We start from the raw sequence: 17,954 nt of genomic DNA, 5'->3' as shown, positions 1-17,954 counted from the left end.
ATGTGCAACAGGACTATTTTATTATTTTTTAAAAAATTGCCCTTTGCTACAGAAAAGGAGCGGACAGAATGAAGCAAATTTTTTTCAAATGGTTCATCGTTTTCTGCTTCGTTGTGATTGCGGGCTTTTCCAGCAGCTTTGCTCCGCAACGTTTTTTTCAGCATTTTTCTTCCAACCATCAAACGGCCGCCCAAACTGCCGAAAAAAAACTGCTAGCCCGTGAGGAGAAAAACCAATCTTATATAAGCGCCATCGTTTCATCTGTGCAAACCGATATTCCGGCAGAGTTCCAAACATTTATCACAAATTGGATCAATAAACATGATGAAATTGAAATTCACCCTAACAGCTTATTTTCGCTCCGTGACTATATGAATGATATTGATGGCGGGGATGAGCAATGGAGTTTTCTCGCTTCCCGCATCTTTCAAACGATTCTCCCGTCTAATTTTCAAATTTTAGAGCGGACAACAAGCAGATACCTGCCTTGGTATACTGAAATTGGATATGATGTGCGGGTTGAAGACGGAAAGATCAATTTTTCTTTTTTAAATCCGAATGATTCAACCTATCGTTTTCAATTTTTTCAAGAAGGTGGAAAACTTCATATACACCTTCTAGGCGTTCCTTTTCAAAATGGCTATGCCGTTCAAATCGAAAACGTCAAATATTATGAACCGCAAGTGGCAGCAGAATATACAGATGCAATGAGCAAAGGGGTTTATTATACGAAAAAACAAGGTCAAAAAGGTGTTTCAGCAGATATTTTTCGCATCACCCTTGCAGAAGACGGAAGCGCCATAAAAAAAGAGAAATTGTTTGAGGATTTTTATCCTTCGATCCCGCAACTTGAAGTGCGCGGGACAAATCAAGAAGAAGCAGATTCGGACAATCAAGAGGCAGACAAAAGTGCAGCCGGCGAAGGGGATGGCGAACAAAATCAGGAAAATTCCCCAGAATCTTCTGCAGAGGAAACAAAAACAACAGAACCGCAGGAAAATAGTGAAACACAAGAAAACGAAGAAGAGAACAATTCGCTTCAGCAAACAAACGACACTTCCAATCAACAAGCTGCCAATTCTTGTACATGCGCCAATGTGGAGGAACAAAAAAATGATCAATAAACGAATGAGATTAGGAGATTTGCTGGTTAATAGCGGCATTATCACTGAAAAACAGCTGGAAGAGGCATTACAAGAAAAAGACCCTAATCAAAAACTCGGAGATGTGCTACTGCAAAAAGGCTTGATTACGGAACATCAATTAATTGAAGTTTTAGAATTTCAACTTGGCATTCCTCACGTAAGCTTGTATAATTATCCTTTCGACCAATCTTTAATCAAACTTGTTCCGGAGGATTTTTCCAAACGGCATCTTGTCATTCCGCTTAAAAAAGAAGGAAGCAAATTGTACGTAGCAATGGCCGATCCTCTTGATTATTTCGCAATTAATGATTTGCAATTGACAACAGGCTTTTCTATTGAACCCGTCATCGCAACAAAGGATGATATTATTCAAAGCATCCCAAAGCTCTACAACTCGGATGAATTATTGACCAGTTTTCGGACATCCGAAACGGAAAGTGAAGCAGAAGAGACCGTTGACGATGAAAGTTCCCCGATCGTTTTGCTTGTCAAACAAATCATTGAAGAGGCAGTAGCATTGCGTGCGAGCGATATTCATATCGACCCGCATGGCCAAAAATTGGTTATCCGCTATCGCATCGACGGAACGATTAAAACGGCAAAAACGCTGCCAAAACAAGCCCAAGGTCCATTGATTACTAGAATAAAAGTGCTTGCCCAATTGGATATTACCGAACAGCGTATTCCACAAGATGGACGCATTCAAATCGATGTCGATTTTCACAAAGTGGATCTGAGGGTCAGCACTGTTCCAACCATTCACGGCGAAAAAGTAGTCATTCGCATTCTTGACCTGAGCAAAGCGATCAATAACTTAAATCAGCTGGGCTTCCACGATCATCATTTGCTTTTAATCAAGGAACTGATTCATAAACCGTACGGAATGATTCTTGTCACAGGCCCCACAGGCAGCGGCAAATCCTCCACCATGTATGCAGCATTAAATTCATTAAATCGTGAGGATGTCAATATCATTACTGTAGAAGACCCTGTCGAATATCAAATCGAAGGGATTAACCAAATACAAGTAAATCCGAACGTCGGGCTTACTTTTGCTGCCGGATTGAGGGCGATTTTGCGGCAGGATCCGAACATTATCATGGTCGGAGAAATTCGAGATCGGGAAACGGCGGAAATGGCTGTTCGAGCATCCATCACAGGCCATCTCGTGCTAAGCACTCTTCATACGAATGATGCGGCGGGTGCCATCGTTCGTTTAAAAGATATAGGGGTCGAACCATTTTTAATTGCCTCTTCCTTAAGGGGCGTCATTTCCCAGCGCTTGATCAGAAAAACTTGCAAAGATTGTTTGCAAGTGGAAAAAGCGACAGATCGGGAAAAAGAAATTTTTGCCAAATATGGCCTTACGATTGATACCGTCCACCGAGGGAAAGGTTGTCCGACATGCAGCATGACCGGTTATCGCGGGCGAACGGCCATTTGTGAAGTATTAACCATTGATGATGAGCTTCGAAAATGGATCTTGAAGCAAGACCAATCAGCAAGAAAATTGCAGGAAAAAGCCGTTGCCAACGGCATGGAACCCATTATCAAGAACGGGCTGCGCAAGGTGCAGGAAGGAATTACAACAACCGAAGAAATTTTGCGAGTTGTAATGGATTAGAGGGGATGAAAATGAAAAAGACGTTGGATGAAATTTTAACAGCGGCCTATTTTAAACAAGCTTCCGATGTCCACTTGACGGCGGAGCTGCCTCCTATTTTCCGCATATACGGAAAACTGAAAAATCATGAAGGCTCCCCCTTAACAGCTAAGCAAATTGAACAGTATGTCAGGGCAGTCATGGATGAAAAGATTTGGCAAGTTTTTACATCAAAAGGGGAAATCGATTTTTCTTATGAAATCGAAGGAGTCAGCCGATTCCGTGTAAACGTCTTTAAACAAAGAGGAAAAATTGCTGCCGCCTTTCGCCTCATCCCTGCAAAAATTCCGACGATTGATGAGTTGAAGCTGCCGGAAATATTAAAAAAGATCGCAACTAAACCTCAAGGGCTTGTGCTAGTGACTGGACCGACGGGAAGCGGAAAAACAACAACGCTTGCTTCCATGATCCAGTACATCAATCAGGTGGAACGGCGGCATATTATTACATTGGAAGACCCAATTGAATATATTTACGAGCATCAACAATCAATCATTGACCAGCGGGAAATCGGGAAAGATACCGAACAGTTTTCAACCGGTCTTCGCGCCGCACTCCGCCAAGATCCCGATGTCATATTGGTCGGGGAAATGAGAGATTTAGACACGATCTCAACCGCCATCCAAGCTGCGGAAACCGGCCATTTAGTGTTGGCAACTTTACATACGTTCAACGCTCCAGCAACGATTGAGCGCATTGTCGATGTATTTCCGGCAGAACAGCAAACGCAAATTCGCTATCAGCTGGCAACGGTACTGCTTGCTGTCATTTCCCAACGGCTCTTTCCGCTTAAAACAGGAAGAGGGCGTTTGGCAGCGATGGAAATCTTAATCAATAACCATGGCGTCAGCAATTTAATACGAAATCAAAAACTCCATCAAATTCCAAACATCATGCAAACTTCAAAGGAATTCGGAATGCAAACGATGCAAATGCACATAAAGGAATTATTGCAAAAACAGCTGATCGCCTATGAATCGGTATCAGGATATTTAGAGGAGAATGGGTATGGCTCAGTTTCGCTATGAAGCGCGCGATCGCTCGGGCAAAATCAAAAAAGGCCTCATCCATGCGGAAACCGTGCACGAAGTCCATCGGAAACTGCGGGAGCGCGGTTTAAGAACCATATCCCTAGAAGAAAAAAAAGAAACGTTGTGGACTAAGGAAATCAAACTGTCCAAAAAAGTAAAATTAATAGACTTAAACGTTTTTTTGCGGCAGTTTTCCACCTTAATCAAGGCTGGTGTAACAATCGTTGAAGCGATCAAAACGTTGGCTGCGCAATCAACCTGCAAAACGCTCAGAAAAACGCTGCACCAAGTGGAGAAAGACTTGCGGGAGGGCACCTCTCTCGCCTCCAGTTTGAAAAAGCATCCGAACATTTTTCCTTCCCTTCTTGTCAATATGGTGCAGGCCGGGGAAATCAGCGGAAGTTTGGATGAAGCGCTGGAAAAAATGGCGGATTATTATGACAAACAATACCGGACAAGGCAAAAAATGAAATCGGCTTTAACCTACCCCATTGTCGTTGCGGTTATATCAGTGATCGTTGTAGCTTTTTTGTTGCTGTTTGTCATTCCGACGTATGTTCAATTGTTTGCGCAAATGGGTGGAGAATTGCCGTTGATCACAAAAATCGTAGTTGGCAGCAGCAAATGGCTGACAGAGCATTTCGTCTTATTGATGATTCTGACTTCTTTGTTATTTTTTGCTGTTTATTGTATAAAAAACATAAAATCTATGAAAATATACCTAGATTATGCTATACTCAAATTGCCTTTGATAGGAAAATTATATCATAAGGCGGTGCTTGCCAGGTTTGCCAGAACGTTGAGTTCCTTGCTGGCCAACTCCGTTCCCATCTTGCAAGCAGTCGCTTTAACCGAAAACATTGTCGAAAATGAAGTCGTCGCCAAAATATTGGCACGCAGCCGCCACGCTTTGGAACAGGGTGCTTCGATGACGGAGCCGATGGCAAAGCATTGGGTGTTTCCGATTTTTGTCATTCAAATGATGGCAATCGGCGAAAAAACAGGATCTTTGGACTACATGCTGGGAAAAATTGCCGACTATTATGAATCGGAGGTGGAAACGGCATCTGACCAACTGAAATCAATTATCGAGCCGCTTTTAATTCTCATTATTGCCGTTATTGTCGGCATCATCGTACTGTCGGTGATCGTTCCAATGTTTCAGCTGTTCAACAATATCCAATAAATTAAATTTCAGGAGGGAAAAACATGTTTAAAAAACGTTTGTCTGTCATTAAAAATGAACGGGGTCTCACCTTGATCGAACTGCTCGCCGTCATTGTCATCTTGGGAATCATTGCGGCAATTGCCGTGCCGTCTATCGGAGGCATCATCCAAAAATCACGCGAAGACGGCGTGAAAGCCGATGCCATTCAATATTTAAACGCTGCAAAAATGTATTACGCCGCCCAAACGACTTCAGGAACGAACGATCTGGATTTGGATAGTGCAAATGAAATTGAATCGAAACTTGGTGAATATATTGAAAAAACAAGCAGCAATTTAACCGTTACGAGTATTACATTTGATAACGGCACTCCTCAATTAACAGGAACGGGGACTGCCGGAAACAAAACGATTACGTTTACCAATGCGACTATTAGAGACATTAATAACGATACAAGCGGCGACGACACTGTAACAATACCAAATCCTGCTGATTAAAGATCGACAAAAGCGTGGTTTTAAGCCACGCTTTTTGATAAGAATTCATGTATAATTCAAAAGGATGAGGATGATGGTTTTTCTTTCGCTATATTTTTTTGCGGCCGGCCTTTGTTTTGGATCTTTTTTTCTTGTCGTCGGCATCAGGAAAGCAAATAAGCAGTCGATTGTTTTTCCAAGATCGTCCTGCCCGCATTGTCATCATTCCCTTTCGTGGCGGGAGTTGATTCCCGTAATATCGTTTCTTGCGCAAAAAGGGAAATGCCGCCACTGCCAAAACGCCATTTCCCCGCTCTATCCGATTATGGAGCTTGCGACTGGTTGTTTGTTTTTATTCGCGTTTTTGCAGGTTGGACTAACAGCGGAGCTGTTTGTCGCCCTAACGTTCATTTCTTTGCTTATGATTGTGACAGCGAGCGATATCGCCTACATGCTCATTCCGAATTCTGTTCTTTTCTTTTTTGCTGTTCTTTTGATCATCGAAAGGGCGTTCATCCCCCTCTCTCCCTGGTATGATTCCGTTATAGGGGCTGCTTTAGGATTTGGGCTTCTTTATCTCATTGCCATTATTTCCAATGGCGGAATGGGCGGCGGCGATATTAAACTTTATGGTGTGATTGGCTACGTGCTAGGAGTCAAAGGATTTTTTCTCTCATTTATTCTCGCTTCCTTATTTGGTGCGTTGTTCGGCTTATTCGCCATGATCCTCGGGAAAATGAAGCGGAAAACGCCCATTCCGTTTGCGCCCTTTGTAACGATCGGAGCGCTGCTGGCTTATTTTTTTGAACAAACAATTACATCGTTTTATTGGCAATTGATTATTTCATAATGCAGGTGAAAGGGATGCTAAAAGCTATTTTCAAATCTTCCAAATATGTCAACGTAGAAATAAAAGATTACGTGATTCGCTTTGCCGAAGTGAAAAACAAACGCCCTTTTATCGTTCAACAATGCGGTGAGCATTATTTGCCAAAAGGGATTATCGAAAACGGACGGATTTTAAATAAAGAATTGTTCCAGACCGTTTTGCGCCGCTTTTTTCAAAAATGGAATTTAAAAGAGAAGCCTGTTCGTTTCATCGTACCGGACTCAGCCATTGTCATTCGCAAAATCAACGTACCGGCTGATGTGCCCGATGATGAAATCAACGGTTATCTCTATTTTGAACTGGATCATACCATTCATCTTCCTTTTGAACATCCTGTCATTGACCATGCCATCATCGGGAAAAAGGAAGACAGCAAGGAAATATTGCTAATTGCTTCTCCTGAAGAAATCGTCAACAGTTATGCCGATCTTTTGAAGGAACAAAAAACACGCCCTGTTGCTGCGGATATTTCTCCGCTTTGCCAATATCGTCTGTTTGATCACCTCGGGCTGACCGAGGATGAAGAAAGCATCCTGTTAATTCAAACAGATACAGAAACGGCAACCATTAGCATTTTTGAAAAACATATTCCGATTTTCATGCAGCAATTTGCGATCTCTTATCCGAATGTCGGATGGGATCCCGTCATCGACAGCGAAAGTGGAACGATTTCCTTTGACCGCTGCGACAAAGAGCAGTCCATCCTTGCCTTTCAAGATTTGTATTTAGAGGTTGAACGAATTTTAAGATTTTATCAATATTCTCTTCATAGTGGAGCGAAAGAAATTTCCAAATTTTTTTTAACCGGAGATCATCCGTTTTTTCAGGACATAGCCGATCAAATCGGATCGCAGTTTTCCATTCGGGTTTCAACGATTCCTTTGCATTTTATTCACAATCTCCATAACGAACCAGTCGAGTCTAAATATTTTGCTGTTTTAGGGCTCGGGATAAGAGAGGGAGAATAATGCAAGTCAATATTAACCTGCTGCAAAGAAAAGAACGTTCAAACCGCTTCTTTTATTTTTTGCTTGCCGCCTTTTGTTTATTCGGGCTCATATTTGCTGCGTTTCTTTTTCATACGCTGCAAAAAACAACGAAAAACATCCAAGCTGTTGAAAGACAACTGAATGCAATAGAACAAAAAAACAATGACTTAAAAAAGCAAATAAAAATTTCAGACCGCAGTTCATCCATTGATAAACTGGAAAAAATCGTACAAAGCGCTGAAAAACTGCCGACGAATACGGTCGATTTGCTGACCAAGTTGACGGCTCTATTGCCGGAAAAAGCAAGCTTTCAATCGCTTCAATATAAAGGAAATAATATTTTATTAGAAATAAACGTTGCGGATGATATCGATGCCGCTTTTTACTATAAACATTTGGCGGATGCAAAATGGACAAAAAATGTTAAGCTGGACAGCGTGACGGCAAATCGGGGAGAAGTTTCGGAATTTGATACGGTTCCGATCTCCTACACCGCAAAATATGAAATCGAAATCGATCGCAGCCAACTGAAAAATGAAAGGACGGGGGGAGATTGATGAAATTTTCTTTATCAAAACAGCAAAAAGTTATCATCGTCATCCTCGTCCTTTTGATGATTTTCAGTGGTATCAGCTTCTATTTCTGGATCTTGAAACCTGAATTTGAAAAAGAAAAGCAAATACGCCTTACTTTAAGAACCGAAGAAAAATTAAATAAACAATATTTGCAGTCTCTGCAGCAAAAAACAGCTGTCAAGACGTCGCATCAATTGCAAAGAAAACTACCGGTTCTTCCCCTGCTCGAGCAAGTGTTTTTAACATTGGAAAAAGCTGAGATTGTCTCAAACAGCGTGATTGAAAGTTATACACTTCAGGATAAGGATGATGCAAGCGGAAGCGAATCGGGAGAAACGACGGAAATCAATTTGGCGGAAACAAACAATCAAGATGCCGGACAAACTGCGTCGGACAAGGAAAAGAATAATGTGCTGCCTGATCATTTAAAGTCAGTAACAATCGATTTGACGGTCAACACAAAATCATATCAAAATCTGCTCACCTTTCTGGAAACAATCGAAAAAAATGAAAGAATCATGACGATTGATCAAATATCCATTCAGCAGCCGGAAGAGGATGAAACAGATGTCATCACATATCAAGTAACTTTGTCCGCCTACTATGCAGAAGGATTTCAAGAGCTCGAAGGAGAAGCCCCTAAAGCCGCGGTGCCGGAAGCGAGCGGATCTAACAACCCGCTCGGCCGCTAAATGGACGTTGAAACTTGAAGAGCCGTCCCCAAACTGGTTATTCATTCATTGAACGCGGTCGCGGCTGACTTTTCCAGAAACAGCAAAAACATAAAGCCCGCAAAATTCTTCAACGAGTTCAGCGGGCTTTTTACAGCTATAGACCGTCTATTGGAAAGCGGCGAGGCAAAAGCTCTTTTCCGTCTAACCATTTCTCCTCACCATTTTTCGGTACTCGGCCGGAGTAAACCCTTCCATTTTTTTAAACAGCTTTGAGAAATAAGTCGGATCCTGGATTCCAATTTCTTTCGCAATGCTTGAAATCGTATCATCGGTTACCGAAAGGAGGCGCTTTGCTTTGTTTATTCTGTAAAGATTTACATATTGCCTCGGCGTCATCCCGTGCGTTTTTTGCATGCACCTTGTTAAATAATCCGGATGAAAATGCAAGTCCCTCGCCATATCTTCCATCGTAAACGGTTTTTTATAATTTTTAGATATATATTCCAAGATTTGATCAACAACTTTTTCAGTTGCCGTCGGTATGTTTAACGCTTCCTTCTGCAGCTGTATGAGCAGCTCCTCAAAAGACATTTGCTGTCTTAATGGAAATTCGACAATTCTGCTGTTCAACTCCACAAGGTGATTTAAGATCGTTTCAAAACGGGCGGCTTGCTGAATGTGATGAAACTTTGGAATTCGAAACAAAAATTCGCTCGGTTCTTCAAAATCACCGTCTTTTACTAAAATATCCCCGAACCGGCGGTGTTTTTCTTTCACCAGTTCATAACCATGGTCAATGGAAAAATGAATCCAGATGACGTCGGTATCTTCTTCACATTCCTTGTAACCGTAATGTTCAAAGCCCGGAAAAAGAATAAGATATTGAAAAGGGCGGATCTCAAAGTTCACCCCGTTTTCCGTTATATATAAACCACCTTTTTTGACATAGATGAAATCAAATACATTAAAAATCCGGCGGAAATGCTTGCTTCCAGTTTTAAATGTTCCTTCTCCCCCTTTTATAAAAGTCGGGAAAGGCGGAACCCTAAATTCAACAAGCATTAAGGTTCACCTCCTTGGTCGGATTTTTCCAAAAAAGATCGAGATTATGTCTTTCTATTATACTTGAAAACCACTAAAATTGTATTGGCATTGACGACAACGGAGGTAAAAAAATGGATCACCAAATGAATAAGAAGAAAATGACGTTATTTGCGATCACATGGCCGATCTTTATTGAGCTGTTGCTTCACATGCTCATGGGGAATATTGACACTTTGATGCTCAGTCAATATTCGGACGATTCCGTCGCCTCTGTTGGTGTAGCGAACCAAATATTATCTTTGTTTATTGTCATCTTCGGTTTTGTTGCGACAGGCACGGCCGTTTTGGTTGCGCAGCATTTGGGGGCAAAACAACAGAAAGAAGCGATGGATGTTTCCGCCGTATCGCTTCTTGCCAACCTCGCCGTTGGCTTAATGATTAGTGCCGGTCTTTTTATTTTTAGCGGACATTTGCTGAAAATGATGGATCTGCCAAATCGCTTATTGGCAGAAGGAAACCAATATTTAAAATTAGTCGGGCTTTTCATCTTTTTGGAAGGATTGATCATGACGGCCGGTGCAATCCTGCGCAGCAGCGGCTTTACAAAAGATTCAATGTATGTGACTGTTGCCATGAACATCTTAAATATCGTTGGCAACTACTGTTTTATATTCGGACCGTTTGCCATTCCGGTATTAGGAGTTCAGGGGGTGGCAATTTCAACCGTTGCCTCCCGGATGATCGGTTTGCTGCTCATAGGATATGCACTTGTCCATCGTTTATCTTTCCATAAGCACTGGACAAACTTCAGCAAAAACTCGTTTCGGCATTTGAAACATTTAATGAGAATCGGGATTCCAACTGCCGGCGAACATCTTTCCTATAACGGTTCACAAATGGTGCTCACTTATTTTGCCGCCACTCTCGGCGCCGAAGCTTTAACGACAAAAGTTTATGCGCAAAATTTAATGATGCTGATCTTTCTGTTCAGCGCAGCAATCAGCCAAGGAACACAAATATTGGTAGGACATTTCATCGGTGCTAAGCAATTCGAAGCCGCTTATAAGCGGTGCATGAGAACGTTATCGATTGCCGTCGTCATTTCTACTTTGGGAGCCGTTGTATTTTTCGCTTTTTCCGATGCGCTCTTCGGATTGTTTACAAACAACCCTTCAATCATTGCCGAAGGGAAACATTTGCTATTGTTAACCATTATTTTGGAACCTGGAAGAGCATTTAATATGGTGATTATCAGTTCCTTGATTGCTTCAAGCGATGCCAAATTTCCTGTATATATGGCGATCATTTCAATGTGGGGAGTCGGAATTTCAGTTGCCTACATTTTTACCATTTTGCTTGGTTGGGGGTTGGCAGGCATTTGGATTTCGTTCATCGTTGACGAATGGCTCAGAGGCATTTTAATGCTTTTCCGCTGGAAATCACGCATTTGGGTGAAAAAAAGCTTTATTCACCAGCAGGCAACAAACGAAGTATCGTTCACTTCTTAACCACATGGCCCAGGCAAAAAAACTGCTTGGGTTTTTTGTAGAAATGAATGGAAAGTCTATTTTCGCCGTTTTTCAACATTCCAACTCCTCCCTCCTGCTTCCTGCTATGTGAAAAATATATCTCGGGGTGTTCATCCGAGCTTAATTGGAAGATTTTCCGATGGGTGGAATGGATCCCTTTCGGAAGGTGCAAAACTGGACGAAAATGTGGAGGCTTCTTCATAAATTGGCGAATACATTTTAGACAAAGGCCTTCTTAAGGATAAGATTATATGATAACTTTAATCTACAAAATAATAATAAGCCCCTTTTTTCAAAGTCTGCACACTTTTTGCTATAATAGAAGAATCGGAGGGAAGGAAATGACTTGGAAAGCTGTTTTCTTTGATTTAGATGATACTTTGCATGATTCGATGAAACCGTTTCAACAAGCGTTAGTCAATCTGTTTCCCGACAAAGCAAAAACGCTTCCGGTTGAACAGTTTTATCAATCAACGAGACATTATAGCGATCTCTTATGGGAAGAGTATGAGAATAATCGGATCACCTTGAAAGAGTTAAGAATGAAGAGAATCCAGTTGGCCGGAAAAGATTTCGGCCTTAACATTTCGAATGACGAAGCCCTCTGTTTTCAACAAGAATACGAGCAAAGGCAGCAATCGCTCACACTGTTTCCGGATGCTGCAAACATGTTGACAGCATTAAAATCGAACAACTACATTATCGGCATCATCACAAACGGTCCCGTTAATCATCAATGGAAGAAAATTGAATCGTTGCAATTAACAAAATGGTTCGACAAGGAACTCATTTTCATTTCTGACGCAGTCGGATTTGCCAAACCAAATGCAAATATTTTTCAGACAGCTGCTAAAAAGGTCAAGCTGCCGCCTAAAAACATTTTATATATTGGCGATTCATGGGCCAATGATGTCGTTGGCGCCCTTTCAGCAGGCTGGCATGCTATCTGGATGAATCATCGAAACAGACAGGCGGAAACGGATCACAAACCTCTTGCTGTGATCAATCGGCACTGCGAACTATATTCTATCTTGAACATTGAACGCTCCCGCTACACCTGATTGGCGGGAGGCTTCCCCAATTCGACTTTTTTAACGGAAAACACTTGCTCTGGCAAACAGCCTGTTATTCCTATTCAGCCCCTAAGACACATATGATCCGTGTTGGCTTTGTTCTAGCGGTAAATTACTGCCGGGTTCCATTGACTAAGGTTTTGATAGCTGCTTTCACTCGTTTCCGAAACTTCAAAAAGCCCCTAAACCGATGTACACATTTTGCCTAGGCGGCCTCGCCATTTCGACCTCAAAACCACCGCTTTTTCCAAAAAAACCTAATTTAAACTAAAATGCACCGATTGGTGAATGAAGAGGATGGTACAAAGATGGTTTGCGGCATTGTTTCCCCTCTTTTATCTCAAGTCCTTACTCAAACACCTGAATATGCTGAAAACCCTCCGTCTACCGGTATGGTTGCGCCTGTGACAAAGCCGCTCATGTTTTCATCCAAGAGCAACAGCAAAGTGCCCAGCAAGTCCTTGGCTTCGCCTAATCTGCGCATCGGCGTATGGGCGATAATTTTTTGCCCCCGTTCTGAAAATGAGCCGTTTTGATTCAAAAGAAGTTTTCTGTTTTGTTCTGTTAAAAAAAATCCCGGTGCAATCGCATTGACGCGAATGCCGGCTTCGGCGAAGTGCACGGCAAGCCACTTCGTAAAATTCTCGATTCCCGCTTTTGCCGCACTGTATGCCGGAACCTTTGTCATCGGATTGGAAGCGCTCATCGACGAAATGTTGATAACGCTGCCTCCTTTTTGTTCGATCATTCGTTTGGCAAAAAACTGCGTCGGTATAAGCGATCCTATCAAATTTAAATGGAAAACATACTGAAACCCTTCTTTCGTCAAGTCGAAAAAGGTTGTTGTTTCTTCCGATTGAAGATCGCCATATTCAAAAATTTCCTTTGTCGTGGTGCCTTCCGGATGGTTCCTTCCCGCACCGTTGATCAAAACGTGGACTCCCCCCATTTTCCAAAAATGATTTCATCCGCTTTTTTTAGCTTTCGACGTTTAACACATCACATTCAATGGCAATCGCTTCACCGCCTTCAGCGATGATTTCATCAGCGATCTTTTTCCCTTTTTCAAACGTTCGATTTAAAATCGCAACTTTCATTCCTTGCCTTCCAAATTCACGAGCCATTTCCCCGCAAAGAACTCCGCCCCTTTCAACTGTTCAATGACCATGAATCCATCTCCCTTTCTGCTTGCTTTGCCAAACTGTCCCAAATTCCAAGCAAATACATGATGCCAAGAGCACGATCGTACAAGCCATAGCCCGGTCTTGCTTGCTCCCCCCAAATCATCCGCCCGTGATCAGGCCTGATATATCCATTAAAATTCATCTCATAAAGCGCTCTCAAAATTTCGTACATGTCGAGCGACCCGTCAGAACTTCGATGGGACGTTTCATAGAAATCGCCGTTTTCAGCAACCAAAAAAACATCGAGGGCTTCCATTCGATAGAAAACCCTCGATCAATTTCTTTAATCTTTAAGCTGCTTTATTTTTATTATAAATGTCAAAGGCAACAGCCACCAGCAAAACTAACCCTTTTATCGCCTGCTGCCAGTCGACGCCCAACCCCATGAGCGACATGCCGTTGTTCATCACACCCATCACAAGCGCACCGATGATCGCGCCCGGAACAGTTCCGACACCTCCGTAGGCTGAGGCTCCGCCGATGAAGCATGCGGCAATGGCGTCAAGTTCGAACAAGTTCCCCGCTTTTGGCGTTGCCGCATTTAAACGGGCCGCAAAGATCAAGCCGGAAATGGCAGATAAAACACCCATGTTGACAAAAACCCAAAATGTTACACGCTTCGTTTTGACACCTGAAAGCAAAGCAGCTTTCTCATTCCCTCCGATTGCGTAAATGTGTCTGCCTGCCACTGTTTTTCTCATCACGAAGGTATAGGCGACAACGAACACTGCCAAAATGGCTAAAATGTTCGGGATCCCTTCATAGATGGCAAGCACATAAGAGAAAAGATTAATAACAGCAACGATGACAACGAGCTTTGTGAAAAAGATTTGATTGTTTTCCAATTCAAGCTGATATTTCTTTTTCTGGGCGCGGCTTCTTACTTCCATTGCTACATATATGACCGATAAAACAATGCCGATCAGAATCGTTGCAATATGAATAGAACCGTCTGAAAAATCAGGAAGGAATCCTGAACTTATTTTTTGGAAGGCTTCCGGAAAAGGTGCGATTGACTGTCCCTCCAGAACAATCATGGTAAGCCCGCGGAATAAAAGCATGCCCGCCAGCGTGACAATAAACGCAGGGATTCTGACGTAAGCGATCCAAAAGCCTTGCCAAGCACCGATGAAAGCGCCGATGAACAGGCAAAGGATGACCGCTAGAAACGTAGGCATGTTATATTGAACCATAAAGATGGCCGCCAAAGCCCCGACAAATGCTGCAACGGAACCGACAGATAAGTCAATATGGCCAGTGATAATGACGAGCATCATGCCGATTGCCAATATCAAAATATAACTGTTTTGCAAAATCAAGTTCGTGATATTTAACGGTTTTAACAATAGTCCGCTTGTCAATATTTGAAAAAGAAGAACGATAAACAGAAGTGCAATAATCATGCTATATTGTCTAATATTATTTTGAAACATTTGCAACAAGGTTGATTTTCCATTTGTTTGGGTTGATTGCATTTTCCGCTACCCCCTGACTTTTGTATTCGTCATATATTTCATGATGTTTTCCTGTGTAGCTTCACTTCGCATCAATTCACCGGTTATTCTTCCTTCACTCATGACATAAATGCGGTCGCACATGCCAAGAATTTCCGGCAATTCAGATGAGATCATGAGAATGCCTTTTCCCTCTCTTGCCAGTTCATCAATGATCGTATAAATTTCGTATTTCGCTCCGACATCAATTCCTCTTGTCGGTTCATCCAAAATAAGGATGTCCGGCTCTGAAAAAATCCATTTGCTTAAAACAACTTTTTGTTGATTTCCCCCGCTTAAATTGCCTACCTTTTGCGAAATGCTCGGGGTTTTAATGCGCAGTTTTTTTCTAAATTCTTCGGCAACATTTGTTTCTTTTTTTTCATCAATGACATTTCGTCTCGATATTTTCATTAAGTTTGGCAAAGAAATATTTTGTTTAACGGAATCCATCAAAATTAAGCCCGTTTCTTTTCGATCTTCGGAAACGTAGGCAAGTCCATGCTTCATCGCACTGTTGACATCATGGATTTCAATTTTCTTTCCATTTTTGTATAATTGGCCGCTGATTTTTTTGCCGTATGTTTTGCCAAAAATGCTCATCGCAAGCTCCGTCCGCCCGGCTCCCATCAGCCCCGCAATACCGACGATTTCCCCGCGCCGTATATGGATATTTACATTGTCAATCACTTTTCGATCCGGCTGCAGTGGATGGTAGACATTCCAATTTTCCACTTGGAAAATCGTCTCACCGATGTTCGGGTGCCGCTCCGGATAACGGTTGGTCAAATCGCGGCCGACCATTCCGCGAATGATTCGATCTTCCGTCACATCATCTTTTTTCATATCCAACGTTTCAATCGTTTTCCCGTCACGCAAAATTGTGATCGAATCGGCAACTTTGGAAATCTCATTTAATTTGTGCGAAATGATGATGGCGGACATCCCTTTTTTCTTAAATTCAAGGAGCAGATTAAGCAAATTCTCGCTGTCGTCTTCATTTAACGAAGCTGTCGGTTCATCAAGGATCAATAGCTTCACATTTTTTGACAGCGCTTTCGCAATTTCGACAAGCTGTTGTTTTCCTACCCCTAAATTGGAAACAATGGTTTCAGGTGATTCATGCAATCCGACCTGCGCCAGCAGTTCTCTCGTTTTGACGATCGTTTCATTCCAGTTAATCATTCCATTTTTTGCAAGCTCATTGCCTAAAAAAATGTTTTCGGCAATCGATAAATTCGGAATTAACGCAAGCTCTTGATGAATGATCACAATGCCCAGTTCTTCACTTTGTTTAATATTTTTGAATTGGCAAACTTCCCCTTTAAAAATAATGTCACCTGTATACGAGCCGTACGGATAAACGCCGCTCAAAACTTTCATTAACGTTGATTTTCCTGCTCCATTTTCCCCGCATAAGGCGTGAATTTCGCCTTCCTTTACTTTTAAATTGACATCATCAAGCGCTTTCACACCGGGAAATTCTTTCGTGATATGGCGCATTTCCAATATATAACTTCTTTCCATGTTATCACCACTCTTTCGATTGCTCTATTGTCCAAGCTGTTCTTCTGTATAGTAACCGCTGTCAACTAAAACGGATTGATAATTCGTTTTGTCAACTGATATCGGTTTTAGCAAATAGGCAGGGACTATTTTTTCCCCGTTGTCATACGATTTTGTATCATTGACTTCCACTTTTTCTCCTTTTAGCAGGGCATCTGTCATTTGTACGGCTTTTTCCGCCAGTTTTCTCGTATCTTTAAAAACAGTCTGCGTCTGCTCTCCTTTAATAATTGATTTTATGGAAGCCAATTCCGCATCTTGGCCGGTTATGACAGGCATCGGTTTATTTTTTGTGCCGTAGCCGACACCTTTCAGCGAGGAAATCACACCAATGCTGATGCCGTCATACGGTGAAAGAACAGCATCTACATGATCGTTGGAATAGTGGGCGCTCAGCAAGTTATCCATTCTTGCTTGCGCGACCGCGCCGTCCCATCTTAAAGTGGCGCCTTGGTTAAATTTTGTTTGGCCGCTTTTGACAACAAGCTGCCCCGAATCAATGTACGGTTTTAACACAGACATCGCTCCGTCAAAAAACATGTAAGCATTGTTGTCATCAGGTGATCCGGCAAAAATCTCAAGATTGAATGGCCCTTTTCCTTCTTTTAATTGAAGCTTTTCTTCGATATACTGGCCTTGTAAAACCCCGACCTTAAAGTTGTCAAACGTTACATAGTAATCTACATATTTACTATTTTGAATCAGCCTGTCGTACGAGATGACTTTTATTCCTAGTTTATGCGCCCTCTCGATCACATTGGTTAATCCGGCCCGGCCGTCAATCGGTGCAATTACTAGTACATCAACACCTTTTGTAATCATGTTTTCTATTTGTGCTGCCTGGTTTTCAATGACATCTTCCGCATATTGCAAATCTGTCTGATACCCTTTTGCTTTAAACAGTTTGACCATGTTTTGGCCATCATTGACCCATCGTTCTGAAGATTTTGTCGGCATCGAAATGCCAATGAATTTTTTCCCATCCTTTTCAACGTTTTTAACAGCTTGACTGCTGCACGCCGTTAACAAAATGAGCAACAAGACGAGGAAACAGGCAAATAGCCGTTTTTTCATCAGATGTCCTCCCTTCGCAGTGTTCATATGTTTCATTGATTTCTATTTCTTTCAAGCAAATCAACAACTTCATACTTAATGATATGCTAGCGGTTTCAAAATAAATGCAAACAGGCCTGTTAAAACGAAAGAAAGAAAAAAGATTGATCAATAAATCGAAAATTTGCAAACATTCAATTTATCCGTACAAATTTAATAGTGTATGATGATTATTCTGATTAGCGGTACACTTTATTTTTAAAATTAAAAAATAAAGCGGTTTCATTGTATAGAAAAATAAAAAAATCGGAATCATATCGTTTGACGAATTGAATTTTAATTAGAAAGCGCTTTATTTATTTTTTATATTAATAAACTTATTCGTACATGTCAACAGGGAAT

General features: G+C 41.7%; 15 protein-coding genes and 2 pseudogenes. 11 read left to right on the top strand and 6 right to left on the bottom strand.

Going from position 1 to position 17,954, the window contains the following annotated elements:
* The first annotated feature begins 68 nt into the window (after nucleotides 1-68).
* From AC0KTX_RS01730 to pilO, 9 genes are all read left to right on the top strand, one after another.
* The gene (locus tag AC0KTX_RS01730; protein ID WP_474250509.1) at nucleotides 69-1,124 is read left to right on the top strand and encodes a hypothetical protein; all 1,056 of its coding nucleotides are present in this window, start codon (nucleotides 69-71) and stop codon (nucleotides 1,122-1,124) included.
* The gene (locus tag AC0KTX_RS01725; protein WP_474250508.1) at nucleotides 1,114-2,769 is read left to right on the top strand and encodes a GspE/PulE family protein; all 1,656 of its coding nucleotides are present in this window, start codon (nucleotides 1,114-1,116) and stop codon (nucleotides 2,767-2,769) included. The genes AC0KTX_RS01730 and AC0KTX_RS01725 overlap by 11 nt, the downstream gene beginning before the upstream one ends.
* Before the next feature lie 11 nt (nucleotides 2,770-2,780).
* The gene (locus AC0KTX_RS01720) at nucleotides 2,781-3,836 is read left to right on the top strand and encodes a type IV pilus twitching motility protein PilT (RefSeq protein WP_474250507.1); all 1,056 of its coding nucleotides are present in this window, start codon (nucleotides 2,781-2,783) and stop codon (nucleotides 3,834-3,836) included.
* The gene (locus tag AC0KTX_RS01715; RefSeq protein WP_474250506.1) at nucleotides 3,817-5,025 is read left to right on the top strand and encodes a type II secretion system F family protein; all 1,209 of its coding nucleotides are present in this window, start codon (nucleotides 3,817-3,819) and stop codon (nucleotides 5,023-5,025) included. Before AC0KTX_RS01720 ends, AC0KTX_RS01715 begins: the two co-directional genes overlap by 20 nt.
* 23 nt (nucleotides 5,026-5,048) lie before the next feature.
* Nucleotides 5,049-5,504 carry a type IV pilin protein gene (locus AC0KTX_RS01710; protein WP_474250505.1) on the top strand — a complete coding sequence of 152 codons (456 nt, stop codon included), beginning with the start codon at nucleotides 5,049-5,051 and terminating at the stop codon, nucleotides 5,502-5,504.
* A gap of 73 nt (nucleotides 5,505-5,577) precedes the next feature.
* Nucleotides 5,578-6,333 carry a prepilin peptidase gene (locus tag AC0KTX_RS01705; protein ID WP_474250504.1) on the top strand — a complete coding sequence of 252 codons (756 nt, stop codon included), beginning with the start codon at nucleotides 5,578-5,580 and terminating at the stop codon, nucleotides 6,331-6,333.
* 14 nt (nucleotides 6,334-6,347) lie between these two features.
* Entirely contained in the window at nucleotides 6,348-7,340 is a 993-nt protein-coding gene (pilM, locus tag AC0KTX_RS01700) for a type IV pilus biogenesis protein PilM (protein ID WP_474250503.1), read from the top strand.
* Complete coding sequence (locus AC0KTX_RS01695; RefSeq protein ID WP_474250502.1) at nucleotides 7,340-7,918, top strand: PilN domain-containing protein; 579 nt, start codon at nucleotides 7,340-7,342, stop codon at nucleotides 7,916-7,918. The genes pilM and AC0KTX_RS01695 overlap by 1 nt, the downstream gene beginning before the upstream one ends.
* Nucleotides 7,918-8,628: a type 4a pilus biogenesis protein PilO gene (pilO, locus tag AC0KTX_RS01690; RefSeq protein WP_474250501.1), complete on the top strand. Its 711-nt coding sequence runs from the start codon at nucleotides 7,918-7,920 to the stop codon at nucleotides 8,626-8,628. Before AC0KTX_RS01695 ends, pilO begins: the two co-directional genes overlap by 1 nt.
* 183 nt (nucleotides 8,629-8,811) lie before the next feature.
* Here the strand turns inward: pilO and AC0KTX_RS01685 are convergent, their stop codons facing one another.
* The gene (locus AC0KTX_RS01685) at nucleotides 8,812-9,672 is read right to left on the bottom strand and encodes a helix-turn-helix domain-containing protein (protein ID WP_474250500.1); all 861 of its coding nucleotides are present in this window, start codon (nucleotides 9,670-9,672) and stop codon (nucleotides 8,812-8,814) included.
* Nucleotides 9,673-9,785: 113 nt separating this feature from the next.
* Between AC0KTX_RS01685 and AC0KTX_RS01680 the strand changes: the two genes are divergently transcribed.
* Together AC0KTX_RS01680 and AC0KTX_RS01675 are read left to right on the top strand one after the other, a co-directional pair.
* Complete coding sequence (locus tag AC0KTX_RS01680) at nucleotides 9,786-11,162, top strand: MATE family efflux transporter (RefSeq protein ID WP_474250499.1); 1,377 nt, start codon at nucleotides 9,786-9,788, stop codon at nucleotides 11,160-11,162.
* 362 nt (nucleotides 11,163-11,524) lie between these two features.
* Nucleotides 11,525-12,244: an HAD family hydrolase gene (locus AC0KTX_RS01675; protein ID WP_474250498.1), complete on the top strand. Its 720-nt coding sequence runs from the start codon at nucleotides 11,525-11,527 to the stop codon at nucleotides 12,242-12,244.
* 364 nt (nucleotides 12,245-12,608) lie between these two features.
* Here AC0KTX_RS01675 and AC0KTX_RS01670 read toward each other — a convergent pair.
* From AC0KTX_RS01670 to chvE, 5 genes and pseudogenes are all read right to left on the bottom strand, one after another.
* Nucleotides 12,609-13,398 (bottom strand): annotated as a pseudogene (locus tag AC0KTX_RS01670) (SDR family oxidoreductase); the annotation flags it as partial.
* Between the two features lie 7 nt (nucleotides 13,399-13,405).
* Nucleotides 13,406-13,663 (bottom strand): annotated as a pseudogene (locus tag AC0KTX_RS01665) (mannonate dehydratase); the annotation flags it as partial.
* 67 nt (nucleotides 13,664-13,730) lie between these two features.
* Nucleotides 13,731-14,915, bottom strand: coding sequence for a multiple monosaccharide ABC transporter permease (mmsB, locus tag AC0KTX_RS01660; RefSeq protein ID WP_474250497.1), 1,185 nt, complete (start codon nucleotides 14,913-14,915; stop codon nucleotides 13,731-13,733).
* Between the two features lie 6 nt (nucleotides 14,916-14,921).
* Entirely contained in the window at nucleotides 14,922-16,460 is a 1,539-nt protein-coding gene (gene mmsA / locus AC0KTX_RS01655; protein ID WP_474250496.1) for a multiple monosaccharide ABC transporter ATP-binding protein, read from the bottom strand.
* 24 nt (nucleotides 16,461-16,484) lie between these two features.
* A complete protein-coding gene (gene chvE, locus AC0KTX_RS01650; RefSeq protein WP_474250495.1) occupies nucleotides 16,485-17,573 on the bottom strand; it encodes a multiple monosaccharide ABC transporter substrate-binding protein in 1,089 nt (362 codons plus the stop codon).
* Nucleotides 17,574-17,954: the final 381 nt, after the last annotated feature.

The organism is Aeribacillus sp. JST-2, assembly GCF_056032925.1.
The sequence above is the reverse complement of the archived record's forward strand: the minus strand, read 5'-3'. Positions and strand labels throughout refer to the sequence as shown.